This is a genomic window from Haloprofundus marisrubri, assembly GCF_001469955.1.
Lineage (GTDB): Archaea > Halobacteriota > Halobacteria > Halobacteriales > Haloferacaceae > Haloprofundus > Haloprofundus marisrubri.
This window is the reverse complement of record NZ_LOPU01000029.1, coordinates 812548-834315: the sequence shown is the minus strand read 5'-3', so window position 1 is coordinate 834315 and position 21768 is coordinate 812548. Positions and strand designations below refer to the sequence as shown.

The window sequence follows — 21768 nt, the reverse complement described above, 5'->3', positions numbered from 1 at the left end:
ACGCCCGGGTACTCACACAGCCCCGTTTCTCCCACTATGCCGCTCGAAGGGGTAGGGGAACCGTCTCTGTGAACGATTCAGTTTCGAGCTTTCTGTATATGTCGGGAAGTACGAAACACCTATAGAACGAGGCGTAGTGTCATTCAACATGAACATCACTGGTGGTATCTGATGCAGATTGAACCGATGCCCTCCGAGGACGGCTGGCGGTGCTGGCTCTCCGAACGCGAGCAGGAACTCCTTGTCGAGCACGCTGACCCGCGCCCGGACGAAGACGACCCGCGCCGCACGCTCGCGGTCGAACTGATGCTCGACGGCCTCCGTTCCGAGGAGACGACCCGAGTCAGCAAGAACGACGTTCGCCGCCTCGACGCCGAGGGAGAAGCCTACTGCCTGCGGGTCTGGGAGGGCAAGACGGGCTACCGCGAGTGTCCGGTCTCGACCCAGACGAAGGAACGCATCTTTATGCTCGCGAGTATGCCCGGTTTCGGTCAAGACGACCCGCTCATCGACGTGTCCCCGCGCACCGTCCAGCGATGGGTGGCCGAGGACGCCGCGCCCGCGCTGGCTGAGCAGACGGGCGACGATGATTGGCTCAAGGTCAGCGCGCATGACCTCCGTCGCACGTGGGGGACTCACGCCTACTACCGCTTGATTTCGAGTGGAGGAACGAACGACGTGCGGGAAATCGTGATGCGGTGGGGTGGATGGGACGACGAAGACACGTTCAGGAATAACTACCTCGGGCGTGTGCCGGACGGTCTCTCCGCCGAACTGATGGCGTCTGCGGGCCTCGCATAGCTCCTAAATCTCTATTATAATGTGCAGTTTCAGCCAAACACACAATATATTGTCCGTTTTGGAGGAAAATATATATACCTGACATACTAAGTAGGTGTATGGAGTCCGACAAGACTTCGGCTGACGACGCATCGACCACTAACGGAGGTGACAACTGGGAGACTCTGGGTCGCGAGTGCTCCGCCTATCGAGAGATGGCAGAGACGCTCTCGTTCATCGATAACCTCGAATCCATCAGTCTGGTCTTAGAATCGACTGCCGGGCGCGAACCTGCTAAGGCAATCGCGGCGGCAGACCGCTACAGCGAAGTGCTCGCCGAGCAGGCCGAGGAAGACGAAGACGACGAACCCGAGGTCGCGACCGACGGACGCGAGGACGCTGGTGAGGACAACTACGTGGGCACGTGGGAGAACCAAGAAGTCGGCTCGAACACCCCGCCGACCTACTAGTCAATATTCTCCGCGAGTGAGGCGCTCGAACGCCTCGATAGTCTCCCGAGCTTCCTCGACCTTCTGTTCTGCCCGATATTGGAGGTTCGAGGCGGTCTTGAGAGTGACCCCCATTTCGTCCCCGACCTCGCGCCACGAGAGGCCCGCCGACCGGAGGAGAACGGCTTCGACTTCCCGTTCGGTGAGCCGCCCGGAGAGGTCAGCAATCTGCTTCATCGACATTCCTACAGTATCTGTGGGAGGTCGTCCCGGCTCCCCCAGCGACTCCAGCAGTGTGCGCCCGACGTGCTTGGCCAACTTCGGCGGGACTGCGTTCCCGACCTGCCGAGAGGCGCTTCCCTTCGACCCAGCGAACTCGAACCACCGAGGGAACGACTGGAGCGAGGCTTCTTCACGAGGGGTTAGTGCACGCGGTTTCCCCGGGTGGAAGTGCTGATTCCCAGCCGTTATTGTCCACGACGGCTCGTCGGGATGAAGTCGAATCTGATATTGCTTCTCGACGTAAGGGTCGTTTTTGTAACCACCTTCACGCCAGTTTTCGACGATATGGGGTTGATGGGACGATTCCTCGGAGTTTGGCCATCCATCGCGAGGGAGAGCACCTCCCCACAAAACTGAGCGCGCGGTCGGCGGGTCATCCGCCGTTGTCGGCTCAGGCCATTCAAATTCGACACCTTCTGATTCGTGGATGCCGACGACGAATATCCGGTCACGGCCCTGTGGGACGCCGAAATCGGATGAAGTCAGCACCCGATAATCGACATCATAGCTGAGGCCGTCTGCGCGGTCGAGAACCGCATCGAGATACTCGCGATGACGGGTCGAGAGACCCTTGACGTTCTCCATCACAAATGCGCGCGGCTGAATTTCCTCAACGTAGTTGAGATATGTCTGCAACAACGACCGGAGGGCATCAGGGTCGTCCTCTGGAGCCAGCGGTGAGAACCTCTTGCAAGGGGGACCACCGATGATGACATCCACGTCGTCTGGCTCGATGTCGAGGAGGTCGAGGATGTCGGAGGCCTCGTATTCTCCGAGGTTGAGGCAATAAGCAGGGTCGTGGAGATTGCGTCGGAACGTCGCGAGGGCGTCTTCGTCGATGTCGATGCCTGCTACCGTGCGGAATCCAGCCCGTCTGAATCCGAGTGAGAAACCGCCCGCGCCGCAGAAGAGGTCCAGCACGTGGAGGGTCATAGGAGGCCATCACTCTGACGCGGTGATAAGTCTCCCGGGCGGTCACCGTTATCCACATCGTGACGTTTGGCGCGGTCGCTGGTAGCAAGATGCGAGCGCATATATCAGTGACATTTCGTTAGTCCGAACATGGCGAACACCAAGTCCGACATCTGGAGCATCGTTATCGCAGACATCCGCCGAGATGGGCACTCGACCGACGAGGAGGTCGCGAACGCACTCGGTGCAGGCATCACCAACGTGGCCGAGACGCTCCGGGAGATGGGCGAGATGGGGTGGGTTGAACATCGAGACGATGGGAGCATCCACCCGGGGGATGAGGCAGACGAGTTCCTCGGGTGACGACGTGGCCGCCGCTCAGAACTGTTGAACGAGAACGACGGGCGACGATTGCCGCCCTCCGATTCTCAATAAGACGAGGCCCAGAGTCGCCCAAAGTCCTACCTAAAGACGAGTTGCTCTGGACAAGTTTATATAAACTTCCCGACACTATAAGCGTTCCCACGGATGGGGCGAGAGGCGCTGTTCTCAGAGATACAAACCCTACCTACCCCTTTACTAAATACTAACTGACTTACTATTTACTAACAGGGTAGGGTATCTTCGTATTCTGAGGGAATCGGACAAGGGTACATAAAAACTTGTCAAATCGAGGGAACATATAAGCACTCCTTCCCTCAAGATACTGTTACGATGGTAGCCCAAAGTCCTACCCAGACAGTATCGTGGCTCCCGTCTCCTATCGCCTCTCTCGGAGGTGATGGTGATGGACTGTGAGCCGATTCACCAACCACTCGGTCGTCACTGACGAGTCTCTCGGTCGCCGGTTCTGCCGCGCACTGGACGAAAACGGTGACACGAAGTCGGAGGTTCTCAGGTCAAAAATCGTTGAGTACGCCGAAGACACGGAAGGCGACACAACCGACTCGCTTGAGCGTCGCATCGAAGAACTCCGTGAGGAGAAGCGTGAACACGCAGAGGAACGGAAGCGTGCGGCCCGGGAGGAGCGCTTGAAGGAAGAGCGCATCGGAGACCTCGAAGCGCGCCTCGATGACCTGCGGTCGGAGGGAGACTACGACGAGCTATTCGAGGCGGTCGTCGGCCTTGCCCGGAGTGGTGCGAACCTCCGCGTCGTGAACGACAAGACGGGTAAGCTCGACCGCCTCCGGGCGCTTGGCTCGCACGACTCGCTGGAAGAGGTGATTCGAGCCGTCAACGACACCGCGAAAGCAGGTGATGGCGATGAATAAGATGCAGAACATCGCTCGGAGCGAGAAGTTCGGGGCGCACGACGTTCCCGACCCCATCGATGCTCCATACGAATCGTCCGAGTTGAAGGATAAGGCAAAGCGAGTCGCCTCTCGACTGTCCGACACCGACCGCGACGAGCACGGCGGGGTCGCTACCGTGGACATCGACGCTGTGATGCACGTTGATGAGGACTTCGGTAAGAAGGTCGTGTACGGCGGTTGGAGTAGGGTAAAAGCCATGTTCTGGCTATATCATATCCTTACGACGAGCCCATACTCTTTCGCCGACGTGAACCTCGTGAACGCCCCGGTCTCGAAGCAGACAACTATTGGAGCAATCCGTGCGAACGAGGTCCGCTCGGGCGACCTCGTGACGGTCAAAGGCGAGGTCATCAGCGCCTCGGATAACAGCAAGGCCGACGTGGACGGCCACTTTCGGTGCAAGCAGTGCGGGTTCGAACGGGAGTCCGTCCATCAAGACATCCTGCGTGACAAGCTCACCGAGCCGGGGCGATGCGAAGGGTGTGAGAGCACCGACTGGTTCCACTACGGTCGTGGCGACACTATCGCCACGCAGACGCTCCTCGTCGAAGAGTCGGAGAACACCGATTCCGTCGAACTGAGCGACATCCTCGTGCGGGTTCACGGCGGCCTCGTAGGGATGGTTGAGTCCGGCGAACACGTGGAGATTACGGGCCTCGTTTACGACGAGTACGAGAACCACGACGACATCCACTCGAAGGCGCGATTCTACGCCCTCGGGTTCGAGCGTGTTGCTGGAGACCTCGACCTCGACGTGGACGACGAGGAAGCCGACGAGATTCGAAAGGAGGTGGAGCAGGACGGCTTCTACGAGAAGCTGGTCGCGAGTTTCGCTCCGAATCTCATCGACCTTGATGCCCAGAAACGTGGCCTCATCGCGACTACGCTGACCGGCGGGGACATCCCTGTTCGTGATGACTCGATTCGAGGCGATTCGCACACCCTGTTCGTCGGAGACCCGGGCAACGGAAAGTCTGCCGCGATTAAGTGGCTGAACAAGGTTATCCCGCGTGGAGACCTCGCCAGTGCGGACAACTCGTCTACGAAGGGCTTGACGGCGACTGCTGTGAAGGACGAGCGCATCCCGCAGGAATATACCCTCCGCGCGGGCCACATCGTCCGGTGCAACGGCGGCGTCGCCCTCATCGACGAACTCGATAAGAACGACAACGGCGACCTCAACGAACTTCACACGCCGATGGAAGATGGCGTCGTCCGGCGCGCGGTCGGTGGGCAGAAGCGTTCGATGGCCGCGAAGTGCCGTATCGTTGCCGCCGCCAATCCCGTGGACAACGAGTTCAACGACTGGGATACGATTGCCGACCAGTTCGACTTCCCGGGGAGCATCCTCTCCCGGTTCGACCTCATCTACGCATTCGAGTCCAAATCGATGGCGGATGTGGGTGAAGACCTCGCGGACAACTTGGCTGACGGCATCATAGACGCTCAGACGGAAGCCGATGGGTCGGGCGAGGACGTGGAACTCGACAGCGACCTCTTCGATAAGGAGTGGTTCACCAAGTTCATCCACCTTGCTTGGCAGATTACTCCGATTTTCTCCCGTGAGGCAACAGAGACTATCAAGCGAGGGTGGATGGAGACCATCGACGAGAACGGTGACGTGGCCGCTCGTGAGTATGAGGCTCTGTTCCGGCTCTCCCGAGGTATGGCTCGGATGCGTCTCAGCGAGACTGTCGAGGCCATCGACGCCGAGCGAGCAATCGAGGTGTGGAAGGAATCGCTCGACACCTATGCGTTCGCTGACGGTGAGTATGACCTTTCCATCAAGAACGACGGCTTGCCGGAGTCGGAGACCTCGCTGAAGATGGACCTGAAGCAGGCCATCGAAGAGCGCGAGGATGACGACCACCGGGGGCGCGGCGCATACGTTCACGATGTGGTGGACGCCCTCGAAGTCGAGTACGAGAACGAACGTATCTGGTCGCGACTCAATCGGATGCGAGAGTCGGGACTCGTGTACAGGCCCGACGATGACGACTACTACCGTGTTTCAGGTGGTAGCAGATGAGCGCCTTCGAGTCCCCGTTCGTTGCGTTCCACCACGAACGAGACGACCCGCACGGGTGCGGCATCGCCCGGGTTGCCCCGCGCCGTATCGTCGTCCGTCTCGAACCGCACGTCGAGGTTGACGGCGACCGTGTGGGCGTCGTCCAGTTCGGTCGCGATGCGAAGTGGATGCGCCGTTCGTTCGACGAGTTCGTCCTCCCGTCGGACTCACAAAGGGCGGCCCTCGTCCGCGTGGAGGACGTGTCCGGGCTAGTCAGCTACTGCGGCAAGTGCGACGTGGAGGTCATCATCGATAGGGAGTTCTGGGCGTTCGCGAGCCTGCTCCGCTGACCGACTACTCGTTTTCGACCGGTGTCACTCTCCGCTCGAAGTGGGCGAACATCTCGGCCTCCCGCACGTGCCGACACTTCTGCTCGTCTAACGTCTGCATCAGGACGTTCGTCTGGTTCCTCGCGAACTCCTCACACTCGCACTCGGCCTCGACAGGCACGCCTTCCTCGATGGTCAGCGTCACGGTCATCGCACCGACGACATAGCGTTCTTCGGTCATCGTTTGGTTCGACGCCCCGGCGTGCCATCAAGCGCGCATCTTCTTTCTCCCCGAAGACCTTTGCACGGAATCGGGACGGTTGGGCTCGGTCGGCGTCTCCCCGGTATGGATACTCGACTCGAACCAAAGGGGTACAGCGCGTGCGAGAACGACCCGGGATGGCACCGGTGCGACTACTGCGGCACGAAGGTGTTCATCGGGCGCGGTGAGAGACTCGTTGACCTTGCCCGGCACGAGGCGCGATGCGAGTTCCGTTAGACTCCGGGAGCGTATGTTCGTTCAGCCTCTTGGATGTCGTCTTCACGGAACTTTAGGTAATGCTCACGAGTGATTTCCATATCTGAGTGCCCCATAAGCTCGGTTAGATAGGCTATCGGCATCCCATTCTTTGTTCTGTGGACGCCGTACGACTTGCGGAACAGATGTCCCACGATACGATTTCGAGGTCTACCAGACTGGTCAACGTATAACTCAGTCTGGATGCCAGCTTCATCTGCGACTTTACGGACAATTTCGGTGACACGGTTGACGAACATAGTCGGTGCTTCCCGGGTGACGAGCAAGTGGCCTTCATCGTCCCCGTTGTTCGCACCAAGGTAGCGATTACGACCGCCCTCATCCAACCACCTCCGCAGAGTACGCCCGAATGAGCGTTTGTAGTAGACTGTTCGAGTCTTGGAACTCTCGAACTTGTTACCTTTGATAGTCTCAACCTCAATCGACCGATTTTCGCGGTCGATAGCGTCCTCAGTTATCGATACTGCTTCCTGCACTCGCACTCCTGTGTTCCAGAGTAATTGGATGACCAGAGTATCACGAAGGGTATCACAGGCATCAACCAACGTTTCATATTCCTCAATCGTGAGGTACTGCCTATCGGTGTGTTCATCTAGACGTGTCTGACTCAACTTTTCGATTTCGTCTATCTGTTCGATAGGGTTCTCTGGAACCTCATTCCAGTCTTCCAGTTCCCGATACATCGCAGACAGTGCGTATGTTTTCTGTCGGACTGAGCGCGGCGCATAGCCGTCGTTCAGTAGATACGTCATCCACCTCTTAACCGTCCGCTTATCGACTTCAAAGAGTGTCTTTCTCCCATCTAGCCATTCACAAAATTGCCGAGTGACAACCTTGCGATTGCGGAGAGTGTGGATTGACTGCCACGCCTCTACCTGACCCAAATACTCAACTAACACTTCTATTTCGTACGTTGATAGGTCGGTATCGATGTCCTCACTTACCCATTCTGTGAGGGTAAGGTCCTCAGAACTCATCTTTGAGTTCATCCGGCACCATCTCCTTTTTATCCCCCTCGTAGACCCTGACTACTCGTCCCTCGAACATCTCCTGCAACGAACTCCTGACGACCTGTTCAACGATTAACTCCATCTCGTCTTCTTCTACATTTCGCCGATGGAGTTTGTCGAGGCTTGTTTCAATAGTTCCGAGGTCACCCTCAATTTCATCGAGTGATTCCATCAACACGTCTACAACCTCATCGTTAAGTTCGGAGGACGACGAGTCATCGGTAGAAATGAACTCTTCGACGGCAGTCCGTATCAAATCGGACACGGAGTCTATACCGGGGGAGTCTGCAACGTGGTCCTCCCAGCGGTCCTTCTGGCCGTCTCTTACGACCAGTTGGATTCGAGGCATACAACATAGTCAAACCAACGTAGCATCAATCTTTACACACAGGATGTGTATGATATGAGCGACTGGACGGAGAAGTATCGCCCTCGGTCGCTGTCGGCGATACGCGGCAACAACAAAGCCCGCGACCAGTTCCGCGAGTGGGCCGAGTCGTGGGACGACCACGGTGATGCGATTATCGTCTACGGGAGTCCCGGCGTCGGCAAGACCTCGGCGGCGCACGCACTGGCCAACGATATGGGCTGGGAGACCGTCGAGTTGAACGCCTCCGACCAGCGAACCGCCTCGGTCATCGAACGCTTCGCCGGACGCGCGGCGATGAACGCGACGCTCGGCGGGTCGAGCAAGGGAGAGTCGGGCCGTCAACTCATCGTTCTCGACGAGGCGGACAACATCCACGGCAACTACGACCGCGGCGGCGCACGCGCCATCACGAAACTCGTCAAGGAGGCCGGACAGCCGATGGTGCTCATCGCAAACGAGTTCTACGAGATGAGTCGCGGCCTCCGAAACGCCTGCGAGTCCATCGAGTTCCGCGACGTGAGCGCTCGTTCCATCGTCCCCGTTCTCCGCGACATCTGCCGACAGGAGGGAATCGAGTACCAATCGGAGGCGCTACAGCGAATCGCCGACGCCAACAGCGGCGACCTCCGCGGCGCGGTCAACGACCTCCAAGCGGCAGCGGAGGGCCGCGACGAAATCACCGAGGAGTCGGTGGCGACGAGCGACCGTGACCGTTCTGTGGGGATTTTCGAGTTCTTAGACCAAGTCCTCAAAGAGGAATCGGCGCAGCAGGCGCTGTACACCTCCTACGACGTCGACGAGACGCCCGACGACCTGACGAAGTGGGTCGAGGACAACATGCTCGACGTGTACGAGGGCGAAGAGATCGCCCGCGCCTACGAGTTCCTCGCCAACGCCGACCGGTGGCTGGGTCGCGTGCGCGCGAGTCAGGATTACAGCTACTGGCGCTACGCCGGCGACAACCTCGCCGCGGGCGTCGCCGCCGCCCGCGACGGCACGAAAGGCGGGTGGACGCGCTACGGCCGCCCGCAGTTCTGGCGCTCGAAGGACAAGACAGGCGACGAGGTGGCGCGTCGCGTCGCCGAGTCCAGCGGCGTGAGCATGAGCATCGCCCGTCGCCGAATCGTCCCGTACCTCTCGGTGATGACCCACCACTGCAAGCCGAGAGACCTCACCGTGGCGATGGCGGCGTACTACGAGTTCGAGGAGAAACACGTCGCCCACGTCACCGGCAGCGGCGAGTCGACGAACAAAGTCCAGTCCATCGTCGAAGACGCGGGAGAACTCCGCGGTGAGGCGATGGAGGCGCACTCCGGCGGCGCGTTCGCCGGAACACCGAGCGGCGGAAGCGATGGCGACGCCGAGGCGGCGGGTGGAAGCGACTCGGCCGACGGGGTGGAGAGCACCGACGACCCTGACGGAACCGACTCGGCGGCCGAGGCGGCCGAAGTCGACGACAGCGCATCCGAATCGGCCGCCGACGGCGGTGACGCGGACGAAGCCGACAGCGACGACGGGCAGTCCGGCCTCACGGACTTCTTCTGAACCGGACTCGATTTCTTATCGCGTTGTCGGCCCGCCGGATTCCAGCGGCAGGTCGAAGTACGCGTTCGCGTTCATCGTGGCGAGGTCCGGGTCCGACGCCACCGCTTCGAGCGTCCGCCGGAACGCCGCCCGCGAGACGGCGACTTTTCGGGCGTAGTCGATGCTGTCGCGTTCGTCGGACTGGCCGGCGACTTCGTACAGCATCCCTGCGGCGTTCGTCTTCGGTGAGAGCGAGTCGAGATACGACCCCCAGAGCGGTTCGTAACCGTAGCGCGTCACGGGTCCGAACTCCCCCGAGGAAGCGAGTTGCCGCGCGACGAACGCGTTGAGACGGAGCGATCGCCGGCTCGTCTCGGCGTCGATAAACGGGTTGACGACGCTTTCGGGAGACTCCTCGGAGCCGTACGACGGCGCCTGACGGAGAAACGACGGGCCGAACGCGGCCATGACGCTCAAAAGCGACGGCGTCTCGCTGCCTCGCCCCCGTGTCCCGACGCTCTTGTGGTGGTGCGTTATCGCCACGTCGGGGCGCGCACGTCGATACGAGTCGGCGACTGCGGCGACTTCCGGCGTGAGTTCGAGGCCACATCCCGAGAGTGTGTAGCCGCGGTACGTCCGGTCGTGTCGCCACAGGGTCTCGCCGTCTTCCTCGTACTGCGTCCACTCCGTGGACCCACGAGCACGAGGCCGAGTCGACGCCGCTGCGCCCGATGGCTCCGCCGCGCCCGGCGAGTTCGCCGTCGGGTCGAAATCCCGGTTCAGGTCGTATCCGGGCGGACCCTCCCCGGTGTGGTAGTCCGGTTCGTGTCGGGAGTCACGGCGTCGCCACGGTTGGACGTTCTCGCGGCGCGTGACGCGCTCTCGGTTCCCGTCGCCGTCGTCGTCGCTGACGAACATCGCGCCGTCGGGGTTCGCGCGGGGAACGACGGTGAGCGTGAGACCACGCAGGATATCCCGGTTGGCTTCCGGATTTCGGACCAACTCGCGGACGACACGGAGAATGGCCTCGGTGCCGGCGGGTTCGTCGCCGTGTAACTGCGTTACGAGGTGGACGTTCGTTTCGCCGCTGCCGACACGGAGTTCCCAGATTGGGTCGTTTCGGCCGGCAGAGCGGCCGATTCGTCGGAGCGTGGCGTCCGGAGACCGCTCGGCGACCGTTCGGAGTTCCTTCGCCAAGCGCTCGTTGGTGAGCGACGCGCGGGGGTCAGAGAGGCCCGCGGGCCGCGATGAAGTCGTTCCGACAGCCGACCCGACGGCGTGTGATGCCGAAACCGCCGCCAGTCCGACTGTCGCCAGATACTGTCGTCGGGTCGTCTTCGGGGGACCGTCTTGTGGGCAGATGATTCACCAAGGAGAGTGACGGTGCTAAACGTTTTTCGCCCTGGGGTATAACGTATCTAGCGCCGGAGTGTCGGTCGTGGCGACTAATCGTCACAGGCGAAGGATGCCGGCACTCCGGAACGTGTACGCGCGGGTTTTTGTGATGGCTTCACATACCGTGGGCTGATGCGCGCCGCAGTTCTGCACGAGTACGGAGAACCGCTCGTCGTCGAAGACGTAGACGCCCCGGAGCCACAGCCACATGGGGTCGTCGTCGAACTGGAGGCGTGCGGTATCTGCCGCAGCGACTGGCACGCGTGGCAGGGCCACGGCGAGTGGGCCGGCGACAAGGTGCCGCGAGGCCAGATTCTCGGCCACGAACCGGCGGGCCACGTCGTCGCCGTCGGCGACGGCGTCGACCACCTCCGCGAGGGCGACCGAATCGCCGTTCCGTTCAACCTCGGCGACGGCACCTGTCCGTACTGTCGCAACGGCCACGGCAACGTCTGCGCCGACGGGCTTTCGCTCGGTTTTCAGGCCGAGGCACCGGGTGCGTTCGCCGAGCAGGTCCACGTTCCCTACGCCGACTACAACGCGATGCCGCTGCCCGAAAACGTCGACGCCCGCGACGTGGCCGCACTCGGCTGTCGATTCATGACCGCCTTTCACGGCCTCACCCACCGCGCCGACGTGCGGGCGGGCGACTGGGTCGCCGTCCACGGCTGTGGCGGCGTCGGTCTCTCGGCGGTGCAGGTCGCAAACGCCGTCGGCGCGCGAGTCGTCGCCGTCGACATCGACTCGGGGAAGTTAGACCTCGCGCGTGAGGTAGGTGCGGACGCCGTCGTCGATTCGAGTGACCTCGACGGCCGCGGCGTCACGGGCGCGATTCGCGCCGAAACCGACGGCGGCGCACACGTCTCCGTCGACGCGCTGGGACTCGAAGAGACCTGCCGCAACTCCATCTTCTCGCTCCGCAAACGCGGCACACACGTCCAACTCGGGTTGACGACGGAGAAAGAACGCGGCGAGGTGTCGATACCGACCGACAGGATGACGATGCAGGAGATTTCCTTCCTCGGCTCTCGGGGGATGCCGCCGACGCGCTACGAGGAACTTCTGGGACTGATGGCGACGGGGGATGTAAACCCCGGCGCGCTCGTGAGCCGAGAAGTGTCGCTGTCGGACGTGCCGGAGCGACTGGCGGCGATGACCGACTACGGAACCGAGGGTATCGAAGTCGTGACCGAGTTCTAAACGCTCTCTACCGCCCGCTGCCCGTCCCGAGACCCGGAATCGCTGTCCGGTCTTCGACGTAGTTCATCATCCGCGACGCCGTGATGACGAGCGCCAAGTACAGCACCGCGGTGATGGTGAACATCGCCGTGTAACGGAAGTTCGAGGAGGCGATGTCGTTGGCGCGCTTGAACAGCTCAGGAACGGTGATAAAGGCCGCCAGCGAGGAGTACTTGATGAGGTAGATGAGTTCGTTCGTCCACCCCGGGATGGCGAATCTGAGTCCCTGCGGCAGCACGACGTAGCGAATCGCGTCGACTTTCGAGAGGCCGATAGCGCGGCCCGCAGTGAGTTGGCCGGTGTCGACGCTCTGCAGCGCCGAGCGGATGTACTCCGACTGGTAGGCGGCGCTATTGAGGATGAATCCGACGAGCGCGGCCCACGCCGCGTTGTTGGCGAACACGCCGTCGAGAAAGCCGGGGACGTACCCCGAGATGTTCAGTCCGAAGTAGAGCACGAACAACTGCGCCAGAAGCGGCGTCCCTCGAAGGAGTTCGGTGTAGAGCAGCGAGACGTATTTCGAGAGGTTACCGTACACCCGGGCGACGCTCAGCGGCACGGCGATGAAGAAGCCGAAGAAGATGCCCAGAACCGTGAGCACGAGCGTGAGCCACAACCCTTCCGACAACGCGGGAAGGTACTCGACGGCGAACGCGAGCGCGTCGAACGCGCCAGCGAGACCCGGAATACTGGCTCCAAGGGACTCGATGGTCGCGGGCGCGACGAACGGCTGTCCGACCGGGACGAACAGGCCGCCGAGCCAGTCGTTGGCCCACCGAAGCAACAGCCAGCCCCAGAAAACCACACCGGCGGCGACGAGCAGCGTTCTGCCCAGACCGCCGGTCGAGAGGCGCGTCTCGCCTTCTTCGTGCGTGGTGTCGACGACGGGTTCGCTCATGAGTGCATCTCGGTGATACGCCGGAGGAACGACGCCGTGCGGTCCTCTTCGGGGCGGTCGAACAACTGCTCGGGCGGGCCGCGTTCGACGATTTTCCCGCCGTCGAGAAACAGCATCTCGGAGGCGACTTCCCGCGCGAAACTCATCTCGTGGGTGACGACGAGCATCGTCATCCCACGGTCTGCGAGGTCACGCATCACTTCGAGCACTTCGCCGATGAGTTCGGGGTCGAGTGCGCTCGTCGGTTCGTCGAACAGCATCAGTTTCGGTTCCATCGCCAGCGCGCGGGCGATGCCGACGCGCTGCTGCTGACCGCCGGAGAGTTCGCCGGGATAGGAGTCCGCCTGCGGCGTCAGCCCGACCATCTCCAGATGTTCGTCGGCGCGTTTGCCGGCCTCTTCTTTGTCCAGTCCGAGGACGCGACGCGGTCCGAGCATGATGTTCTGGCGGGCCGTGAGATGCGCAAAGAGGTTGAAGTCCTGAAACACCATGCCGACCTCCTTTCGGAGTTCGTTCACGTCGACGTCGGGGCCGGTGATGCGCTCGCCGTCGAGGTAGATGTTCCCGCTGTCTATCTCGGTGAGTCGGTTGACGCAACGGAGCATCGTCGACTTGCCCGACCCGCTCGGGCCGACGAGCACCGTCACGTCGCCGCGGTCCATCTCGAAACTGATGTCGCGCAGCACTTTCTCGGTCCCGTAGCTCTGGGAGACGCGGTCCACCTCGAGTAGATACGTGTGTTCGTTGTCGCTCATGTCCGTCGACCTCCTGCGAAACCGCTTCGACCGCTACTCACCGTCACGCCTGTTCACCGCCCGGTATCTCGTAGTACGACCCGATGAGGTCCAGTCCCCGATTGGTGATGAACGTGAGCACGAAGTAAATCGCGCTGACGAACAACACCACTTCCAGCACCGCCGTCGTCTGGCGGACGAACAGGTCGTAGCTCCGCGTCAGCAACTCGGCGAGGCCGATGGCGAAGACGACGCTCGTGTCCTTGAGAACGATAGTGACCTCGTTCTGGAAGCCGGGAATCGACCGCCGAAGCGCCTGCGGGACGACCACGTGGCGAATCGCTTCGAGTTTACTCATCCCGACTGAGCGCGCCGCTTCCAGTTGTCCTTCGTCGACGCTCTGGAGCGCCCCGCGGAAAATCTGGGACTGGTACGCCGCGCTTCGGAGTCCGAGACCCAGCACGCTGGCGATGAACGCGTCCGAGAGCGTCACCGTCACGTCGAACAGCCCGAGGGTGAGACTCGGCGTCGAGAACACGAAGTACATGAAGATGAGGATGACCACGATGGGTGTCCCTCTGAGCACGATACCGACCGTCTCGACGAGGAACGTGCTCACCCGGCCGCCGTACACCTCGACGATGCCCGCCGGGAAGCCGACGAGAAAGCCGAGCAGCATGCTGACGACGGTGAGAACGACCGTCAGCACCGCGCCGACGAGGAGATACGGGGCGTTGTCGAGGACGAACGCCCAGTCGCCCGTAGCCTGTGCGACCACTGTCGGGTCCATCCGTTACTCCCCGACTGCGGACGAGTTCGAACTGTTTCCGGAGGCGTTGCCGGTCGATTCGTTGCCCGACCCGCCGGACTCGCCGGAGCCGCCGAACCACTCGTTGCGAATCTCCTCGTACTGGCCGCTCTCGCGGACCGCCTGCAGGCCCTCGTTGAGCGCCGACTGCACGTCGCTTTCGCCCTGTCGGAGGCCGAAGCCGTAGCGTTCGCCCGTCTCGTAGACGAACGCGATTTCGACGTCACGCTGGTCTGCGAACGTCTGTGCGACCGGTTGGTCGATGACCAGCGCGTCGACGTTGCCGTTTTCGAGGTCCTGCACCGCGAGGACGTAGTTGCCGTAGGTGCGGAAGTTCGACTGCTGGACGTCGCCGGGTTCGACGAGTTCGCTCTCGATGACGCCCGCGCCGGTCGTCCCCTCCTGTGCGCCGACCGTCTGTCCCGCGAGGTCGTCGAGTGACGAGGGTTGGAACTCGCCGCCGGCGGGGACCAAGATGGCTTGGTCGGCGTTGTAGTACGGGTTCGAGAAGGCGATGGTCTCTTGGCGGTCCTCGGTGATGGTCATCGCCGCCGCGATGACGTCGATGCGGTCGTTCTGCAGCGCTGGGATGAGCGAGTCGAACTCGAACTCCTCCCAGTCGGCGAGCGTGTAGTCGGTCTCCTCGACGACCGCCGAAAGCAGGTCGATGTCGAAGCCGACCAGTTCGCCCGAATCGTCGTTGAACTCGAATGGCGGAAACCCGGGGGCAGTGCCCGGGACGATTTCCATGCTCTCCCCGCCGTCGCCGCCGTCGCTTCCGGTGTCGTTACCCGTGTCGTTGCCACCGCCGTCTCCGCCGTCCCCGCCATCTCCACCGTCTCCGCCGGTATCGACGGTACATCCCGCGGTAGCGGTGAGTCCTGCGACGCTTCCTGCTCCGGCCAACTTCAGATACGCCCGACGACTGACGCCGGACTGACGATTGGACTTCATATCGATAGACGAGGCTAAGCAGACGCTTCAACTTTTCTTCCCAACTGAAAATCACCACAGAACTTGACGTGTTTATTCGTCAATCAGTAGTCGAGCGTACGAAAAACGCGACAAATCCGAACGGACGGCTCAGTCGCCGCTGACGCCGTGGGTCGTCGCCTGCTCTGCGGTGTTGACGCGCCGGGCAAGCCACGTCGCTGCGGCGACGACGAGCGCGGTGAGACCGAACAACAGCGCGTTGATGTCGCGGACGAGCGGCGTGTACGCGACGAGGTCACGACCGAGCAAGGCGATGAGGACGAGCAGTCCGAGTGCGGTGACGAGAAGCGGGCGGAGCCGCGACAGCGACGCCTGTGTCGCCGACGCCTGTGTCGTCCACACCAGCGCCGCCACGAGTGTTGCGATGGTCACCAGCATCGACCCGACGAACAACGGCTGGACGGTCGACCCGTACGAGAAGACGCCCCAGACGCGACTCAACAGCGCTGCGACTCCGACGAGCGCCAGCGCGGCGGGGAGCGCGAGGTTCACCCGTTCGAGCGCTGAACGCCGGAAATGACCGTCGTACGCCCGGAGCGTTCCGTACGTCAGCGCCCCGAAGATGGTCAGCGCGACGACGAAATGTGCCGCTTGCGTCGGCACGGAGTAGCCGTTCGGGACGAGTCCCGACAGCGTCACCGTCACTGCGCCGATGCTCACTTGAAGGGGGAGGACGACGAGCGCAAGCGTCGTCGAGAGCTTCACACTTCGCTTCGAGTTGCGTTTCCACGCCCACGCGGCGGTTCCGAGGATTTGGAAGCCGATGACCATCGCGACGAGGCGGTGGAACCACTCGATGAAACTCGGGACGGTCTGCGGCAGCAGCCCGTTGTCACAGAGCGGCCACTGTGCCGAACAGGCGAGTCCGGACCCGGTCGCGGCGGTGTAGATGCCCAACATCATGAGCAGCGCCGTCGACGCGGTGGTGAAGGCCGCAAAGCGCCGAAACGAGAACCAGTCGGGGCGGGTGCGTGTTCTCAGCATGTTCCCTAGCGCAGCCTCGGGTGCGGGCGTACTTAGACCTGTCCGAACGCCCATCTGGTCCGGTTCTCGAACGCGAGCGTCGACTCCGTATCTCGTCACTCGACCGTTTTTGTCCTTGGTGCGTTGTCGGCCTTCGACCGGTTGAAGTGTCTGCCGCCAATCCCCCCAAACGTGACCGAGCACACCGACGACAACGGGGCCACCGACGGAGGAAGCGCAGACACGGCCGACTCGGACCGCCTCGCCGACCGCCGGCAACGACTCGGCGAGTATCTCGATACCGCCGGTCTCGACGCCGTCTGGTTCGCCCGCCCGAACTCCTTTGCGTGGCTGACCGGCGGCGACAACGTCGTCAGCGCGACAGCCGACCTCGGCGTCGCCGCGGCGGGGTACGTCGCTCCCGAAAACGAAGACGCAGAGGACGGCGAGTTCCGCGTCGTCACCGACAACATCGAAGCGCCGCGTCTCGTCGACGAGGAACTCCCCGGTGAGTTCACTGTCGAGACGGGCCAGTGGTACGAGTCGTCGCTCGCGGAGTCGGTCGCCGACAACTCACCGGCGAACGCGGCGGCGGATTTCGACGTACCGGGCTTCGAGTCGGTCGACGCCTCCGCGCTGCGACAACCGCTCTCCGAGGGCGACATCGAAGCGTACCGGAGCCTCGGCCGCGACACCGCCGCGGCCGTCGAGCAGGTCTGTCGGCAACTGGAGTCGGAAGATACCGAACACGAAGTCGCGTCGGCACTACGCGTGACGCTCTCCGCTCGGGGCATCAACGCGCCCGTCGTTCTCGTCGGCGGGTCCGAGCGCGCGCAGTCGTATCGCCACTACACGCCAAAACTCGAACCGCTCGGCGACTACGCGCTCGTCTCGGTGACGGCGGAGCGAGACGGTCTGCACGCGAGTATGACCCGAACCGTCGCGTTCGACCCACCGGAGTGGCTGGCGGAGCGCCACACCAAGGCGATGCAGGTGGAGGCGACGGCGCTGGGGGCGACGCGCGCGGTGTCTCGCCTCGGCGGGTCGGCGTCGAGCGTCTTCGACGGTATCCAGATGGCGTACGAACACGTCGACTACCCCGACGAGTGGAAACACCACCACCAAGGCGGCGCAGCAGGCTACGCGGGACGCGAGTGGTTCGCCACGCCGACGGCAGACGAGAAGGTTCATACGCCGATGGCGTACGCGTGGAATCCGACGATTCAGGGTGCGAAAAGCGAAGATACCGTTCTCGTCACCGAGGACGGCTTCGAGGTGCTCACCTCCACCGGCGAGTGGCCGACGCGAAACGTCGTCGCCATCGACTACGACGACGCGGTCGAACGTCACGACGTGCTGACCCTGTAGTTGAAAAATAAAACACGGCGACTGCAGCGTCGCCCGAAACGGTCCTTTTTAGGGCAACGTATTTGTCGTGTGAGTGAAATCATGCGACCGTGCCCTGGTATGCAATCGACGCAATCGACGATGCGATAGATTCGACTCGTCGGTTCCTGTTCCCGTTTAGCCTCGGTCGGTGGCTCCGACTCGCAGTAATCGTGTTCTTCCTCGGTGCGCTGAGCACCGGAGGCTCTCCGCCCACTTTCGGCGGCGGCGGCGACGTGCCGACGCAGCCACAGCCGACGCCGTCGCCGTCGCCAGCACCCGATATCGACCCCGGAACAGCCGGTCAACTCTTTCTGTTGATTGCTGGCTTAGTCGTGTTCATCATCGCACTGTCTCTCCTGTTCGGTCTCATCGGCGACGTGATGCGCTTCGTCTTCCTCGACGCCCTCCGCACCGACGACGTGCGCATCCGTACTCCGTTCCGCCGTCGCTTCGGCAAGGGCGCTCGGCTGTTCCTGTTCAAGTTCATCCTCACGCTCGCGGTGAATATCCCGATTTTCGCCGGCATTGCGCTGTTCATTCTCGCGTTCGCCGCTCCCGATGCGCTATCCGGATTCGGTATCGACCCCGGACTCGTAACCGGACTCGGCGCCATCGGTCTCTTCGCAGCAATCGCGGTTCTCGCAATCGTGAGCATCGTTCTCGGTCTCATCGTGGGTCTGACGAACACCTTCGTCACCGCGGTGATGCTCGTCGACGACACGGGTGTCGTCGAGGGCTGGCGACGCTTCTGGCCGACGCTGCGCGGCGAGTGGAAGCAGTATCTCGTCTACCTCATCATGCGAGCTATCCTCGGCATCGGTGTCGGTATCGTCACCGGCATCGTCGTCGCCATCCCCGCACTCGTCATCGGCCTAATCACCGTTGTCATCGTTATCGCTATCGGGAGCGTATTCGGCGCGATGCTCTCACCCGCTACCGTCATCTTGGGAGGATTGACGTTCTTGGTGGCGTTCTTGGCGTTCCTACTCGTCGCGCTTCCAGTCGGTATCGTCGCACAGACGTACTTCCGGATGTACGAACTGATGGTACTCGGTCGCTCGAACCCGCGGTTCGCGCTCATTTCGATTCCCGACGACGAAGACGACGACGATGAAAACGGTGACGCTGGTACCGACGGCGACGATGGTAACGACGGTCCGGACGGCGGATTCGGCACCAGCGACGAACTCGGCGACGACAACCGATTCGGCACCGACACCGACACCGACGAATTCGGCACTACTGACAGGGTCCGCGACGACGATGGAACTGACAGCGACGACCGGTTCGACAGTCGGTCCGACGCCGGGTCGTGGCAATCGACGACCGACGACACGTCGTCTACGGGCGACAGCCGCGTCGACGACGACGGAACCGGCCGCGACGACGACGAGTCGGGGTTCAGATTCGGTCCCGATAAACGCTGATATTCGTCGTTCGTCGAACCACGATATCGACGCTATGCATAGCTTTTTGCCACCGGAGGGAGTCGCCGGAGCCATGGGGCTGGATGACGACGCACGGGAGTACCACCGGCAATCACCTCCCGGCAAAATCGAAATTTCGACGACGAAACCGACGAACACCCAACGCGACCTCTCTTTGGCGTATTCGCCGGGCGTCGCCGCACCGTGTCTAGACATCGCCGACGACGCCGACGAGGCGTACAACTACACGGCGAAAGGCAACCTCGTCGGCGTGGTGTCGAACGGCTCTGCGGTGCTCGGTCTCGGCAACATCGGCGCGCAGGCGTCGAAACCCGTCATGGAAGGGAAGGGGGTGCTGTTCAAGCGCTTCGCCGACATCGACGTGTTCGACATCGAGTTGGACCGCGCCGACCCCGACGAGATAATCGAGTGCGTCTCCGCGATGGAACCGACGTTCGGGGGCGTCAACCTCGAAGACATCAAAGCGCCCGAGTGCTTCGAAATCGAGTCGCGTCTCCGCGAGGAGATGTCGATACCCGTCTTCCACGACGACCAGCACGGAACCGCAATCATCTCCGGGGCGGCGCTTCTCAACGCGTCCGAAATCGTCGACAAGGAACTCGAAGACCTCGAAATCGTCTTCTCCGGTGCGGGTGCGAGCGCCATCGCCACCGCCCGGTTCTACGTCTCTCTCGGCGCGAAACGCGAGAACATCACGATGTGTGACTCCTCGGGTATCATCTCCGTCGACCGCTCCGACGAGGTCAACGAGTTCAAACGCGAGTTCGCCGCCGACCGCGAGGGCGGCGACCTCGCCGACGCGATGGAGGGCGCGGACGTGTTCGTCGGCCTCTCGGTCGCCGACATCGTCTCCCAAGAGATGGTGCAGTCGATGGCCGACGACCCCATCATCTTCGCCATGGCGAACCCGGACCCCGAAATCACCTACGAAGCGGCCAAAGACGCCCGCGACGACACCGTCATCATGGCGACGGGCCGCTCGGACTACCCGAATCAGGTGAACAACGTGCTCGGGTTCCCGTTCATCTTCCGTGGTGCGCTCGACGTGCGTGCGACCGAAATCAACGAAGCGATGAAAGTCGCCGCTGCGGAGGCGCTCGCCGAACTCGCCCGCCAAGACGTGCCAGACGCCGTCGTGAAAGCGTACGGCGACCAACCGCTCCAGTTCGGGTCGGAGTACATCATCCCGAAGCCGCTCGACCCACGCGTGCTGTTCGAGGTTGCACCCGCCGTCGCGCAGGCCGCGATGACAAGCGGCGCAGCACGGAAAGACATCGACGTTCCCGACTACGAGGAACGCCTCGAAGCCCGCCTCGGCAAGTCGCGTGAGATGATGCGCGTCGTGCTCAACAAGGCGAAGTCGAACCCGAAACGCGTCGCACTCGCGGAGGGCACCGACGAGAAGATGATTCGCGCGGCCTACCAGATTCAAGAACAGGGTATCGCCGAACCCATCCTGTTGGGCGACGCCGAGACCATCCGAACCACCGCGGAGATGCTCGGATTGGAGTTCGACCCCGAAATCGTCGACCCGGCGGTCGATAACCACGAAGAATACGGCGACCGGCTACACGAACTCCGCCAGCGCAAGGGCATCACCCGGAGCGAAGCGGGCGAACTCATCAGCCGCGACAGCAACTACTTCGGCAGCGTGATGGTCGAACAGGGCGACGCCGACGCGCTCCTGACCGGTCTCACCCACCACTACCCGAGCGCACTGCGACCGCCGCTGCAGGTTATCGGCACCGCAGAGGACGCCGACTACGCCGCGGGTGTGTACATGCTGACGTTCAAGAACCGCGTCATCTTCGCCGCGGACACGACGGTGAATCTCGACCCGACGGCGGACGTGCTCGCGGAGGTCACGAAACACACCGCGAGCCTCGCACGCCGGTTCAACGTCGAACCACGCGCGGCGATGCTGTCGTACTCGAACTTCGGCAGTGTCGAGAACGAAGGGACCAGAAAACCGCGGCAGGCCGTCGACATCCTGCACGACGACCCCGAAGTCGACTTCCCCGTCGACGGTGAGATGCAGGCCGACACCGCCGTCGTCGAGGAGATTCTCGACGGCACGTACGACTTCACCGAGTTGGAGGAACCGGCGAACGTGCTCATCTTCCCGAACCTCGAAGCAGGCAACATCGGCTACAAACTGCTCCAGCGCCTCGGCGGTGCGGAGGCTATCGGCCCGATGCTCGTCGGCATGGACAAACCGGTTCACGTGCTTCAGCGCGGCGACGAAGTCAAAGACATCGTGAATCTGGCTGGTGTGGCGGTCGTGGACGCCCAAGAAGAGTAGACGAGCGGACCGATAACCGACCGCACCCGACTCCGGTGTTGTTTCTTTCTCGGCCGATACAGTGTCGGTGAGTTGGCATTCGAG

The 21768-nt window shown here is 62.2% G+C and carries 21 protein-coding genes; 11 read left to right on the top strand and 10 right to left on the bottom strand.

The genetic code is table 11. The annotated features are described in order from the left end of the window. Positions 1-171: 171 nt before the first annotated feature. On the top strand, positions 172-801 hold the full coding sequence (locus AUR64_RS14690; protein WP_058582677.1) for a site-specific integrase: 630 nt from the start codon (positions 172-174) through the stop codon (positions 799-801). A 98-nt stretch (positions 802-899) separates the two neighbouring features. Next, positions 900-1250, top strand: coding sequence for a hypothetical protein (locus tag AUR64_RS14685; RefSeq protein ID WP_058582676.1), 351 nt, complete (start codon positions 900-902; stop codon positions 1248-1250). Here the strand turns inward: AUR64_RS14685 and dcm are convergent, their stop codons facing one another. Further along, positions 1251-2444, bottom strand: a complete 1194-nt coding sequence (gene dcm, locus AUR64_RS14680; RefSeq protein ID WP_058582675.1) for a DNA (cytosine-5-)-methyltransferase — start codon at positions 2442-2444, stop codon at positions 1251-1253. Positions 2445-2573: 129 nt separating this feature from the next. On the opposite strand from dcm, the gene AUR64_RS14675 reads away from it, so the two are divergent. From AUR64_RS14675 to AUR64_RS14660, 4 genes are all read left to right on the top strand, one after another. Next, on the top strand, positions 2574-2786 hold the full coding sequence (locus tag AUR64_RS14675) for a hypothetical protein (protein WP_058582674.1): 213 nt from the start codon (positions 2574-2576) through the stop codon (positions 2784-2786). 431 nt (positions 2787-3217) lie between these two features. Beyond that, a complete protein-coding gene (locus tag AUR64_RS14670) occupies positions 3218-3694 on the top strand; it encodes a hypothetical protein (RefSeq protein ID WP_058582673.1) in 477 nt (158 codons plus the stop codon). Next, positions 3681-5765: an ATP-binding protein gene (locus AUR64_RS14665; RefSeq protein ID WP_082230806.1), complete on the top strand. Its 2085-nt coding sequence runs from the start codon at positions 3681-3683 to the stop codon at positions 5763-5765. The genes AUR64_RS14670 and AUR64_RS14665 overlap by 14 nt, the downstream gene beginning before the upstream one ends. Then, on the top strand, positions 5762-6094 hold the full coding sequence (locus AUR64_RS14660; protein ID WP_058582671.1) for a hypothetical protein: 333 nt from the start codon (positions 5762-5764) through the stop codon (positions 6092-6094). The genes AUR64_RS14665 and AUR64_RS14660 overlap by 4 nt, the downstream gene beginning before the upstream one ends. A gap of 4 nt (positions 6095-6098) precedes the next feature. Here the strand turns inward: AUR64_RS14660 and AUR64_RS14655 are convergent, their stop codons facing one another. From AUR64_RS14655 to AUR64_RS14645, 3 genes are all read right to left on the bottom strand, one after another. Then, positions 6099-6314, bottom strand: a complete 216-nt coding sequence (locus AUR64_RS14655) for a hypothetical protein (protein ID WP_058582670.1) — start codon at positions 6312-6314, stop codon at positions 6099-6101. A 254-nt stretch (positions 6315-6568) separates the two neighbouring features. After that, the gene (locus tag AUR64_RS14650; protein WP_082230805.1) at positions 6569-7588 is read right to left on the bottom strand and encodes a tyrosine-type recombinase/integrase; all 1020 of its coding nucleotides are present in this window, start codon (positions 7586-7588) and stop codon (positions 6569-6571) included. Further along, on the bottom strand, positions 7578-7970 hold the full coding sequence (locus AUR64_RS14645; protein ID WP_058582669.1) for a hypothetical protein: 393 nt from the start codon (positions 7968-7970) through the stop codon (positions 7578-7580). Before AUR64_RS14645 ends, AUR64_RS14650 begins: the two co-directional genes overlap by 11 nt. Positions 7971-8024: 54 nt before the next feature. On the opposite strand from AUR64_RS14645, the gene AUR64_RS14640 reads away from it, so the two are divergent. Next, positions 8025-9536 (top strand): replication factor C large subunit, encoded by a 1512-nt coding sequence (locus AUR64_RS14640; protein ID WP_058582668.1) that lies wholly within the window; start codon positions 8025-8027, stop codon positions 9534-9536. A 15-nt stretch (positions 9537-9551) separates the two neighbouring features. On the opposite strand, the gene AUR64_RS14635 is transcribed toward AUR64_RS14640, so the two are convergent. Further along, the gene (locus tag AUR64_RS14635; protein WP_058582667.1) at positions 9552-10712 is read right to left on the bottom strand and encodes a M14 family zinc carboxypeptidase; all 1161 of its coding nucleotides are present in this window, start codon (positions 10710-10712) and stop codon (positions 9552-9554) included. A gap of 330 nt (positions 10713-11042) precedes the next feature. On the opposite strand from AUR64_RS14635, the gene AUR64_RS14630 reads away from it, so the two are divergent. After that, positions 11043-12110, top strand: coding sequence for a zinc-dependent alcohol dehydrogenase family protein (locus tag AUR64_RS14630; protein ID WP_058582666.1), 1068 nt, complete (start codon positions 11043-11045; stop codon positions 12108-12110). Between the two features lie 7 nt (positions 12111-12117). Here AUR64_RS14630 and AUR64_RS14625 read toward each other — a convergent pair whose 3' ends face one another. The 5 genes from AUR64_RS14625 to AUR64_RS14605 all read right to left on the bottom strand — a co-directional run bounded on the left by AUR64_RS14625 (position 12118) and on the right by AUR64_RS14605 (position 16566). Further along, on the bottom strand, positions 12118-13047 hold the full coding sequence (locus AUR64_RS14625) for an amino acid ABC transporter permease (RefSeq protein WP_082230803.1): 930 nt from the start codon (positions 13045-13047) through the stop codon (positions 12118-12120). Continuing rightward, the gene (locus AUR64_RS14620; protein ID WP_058582665.1) at positions 13044-13802 is read right to left on the bottom strand and encodes an amino acid ABC transporter ATP-binding protein; all 759 of its coding nucleotides are present in this window, start codon (positions 13800-13802) and stop codon (positions 13044-13046) included. The genes AUR64_RS14625 and AUR64_RS14620 overlap by 4 nt, the downstream gene beginning before the upstream one ends. Before the next feature lie 43 nt (positions 13803-13845). Next, on the bottom strand, positions 13846-14571 hold the full coding sequence (locus AUR64_RS14615; RefSeq protein ID WP_058582664.1) for an amino acid ABC transporter permease: 726 nt from the start codon (positions 14569-14571) through the stop codon (positions 13846-13848). A 3-nt stretch (positions 14572-14574) separates the two neighbouring features. Beyond that, positions 14575-15543: a basic amino acid ABC transporter substrate-binding protein gene (locus AUR64_RS20145; RefSeq protein WP_058582663.1), complete on the bottom strand. Its 969-nt coding sequence runs from the start codon at positions 15541-15543 to the stop codon at positions 14575-14577. A gap of 129 nt (positions 15544-15672) precedes the next feature. After that, positions 15673-16566 carry a COX15/CtaA family protein gene (locus AUR64_RS14605; RefSeq protein WP_058582662.1) on the bottom strand — a complete coding sequence of 298 codons (894 nt, stop codon included), beginning with the start codon at positions 16564-16566 and terminating at the stop codon, positions 15673-15675. Positions 16567-16737: 171 nt separating this feature from the next. Here AUR64_RS14605 and AUR64_RS14600 point away from each other — a divergent pair, with 171 nt between their 5' ends. The 3 genes from AUR64_RS14600 (at position 16738) to AUR64_RS14590 (ending at position 21684) form a co-directional block, all read left to right on the top strand. Then, on the top strand, positions 16738-17913 hold the full coding sequence (locus AUR64_RS14600; RefSeq protein ID WP_058582661.1) for a M24 family metallopeptidase: 1176 nt from the start codon (positions 16738-16740) through the stop codon (positions 17911-17913). Positions 17914-18002: 89 nt separating this feature from the next. Further along, positions 18003-19361, top strand: coding sequence for a DUF7544 domain-containing protein (locus tag AUR64_RS14595; RefSeq protein WP_058582660.1), 1359 nt, complete (start codon positions 18003-18005; stop codon positions 19359-19361). 73 nt (positions 19362-19434) lie between these two features. Beyond that, the gene (locus tag AUR64_RS14590) at positions 19435-21684 is read left to right on the top strand and encodes an NADP-dependent malic enzyme (RefSeq protein ID WP_058582659.1); all 2250 of its coding nucleotides are present in this window, start codon (positions 19435-19437) and stop codon (positions 21682-21684) included. Positions 21685-21768 lie beyond the last annotated feature (84 nt).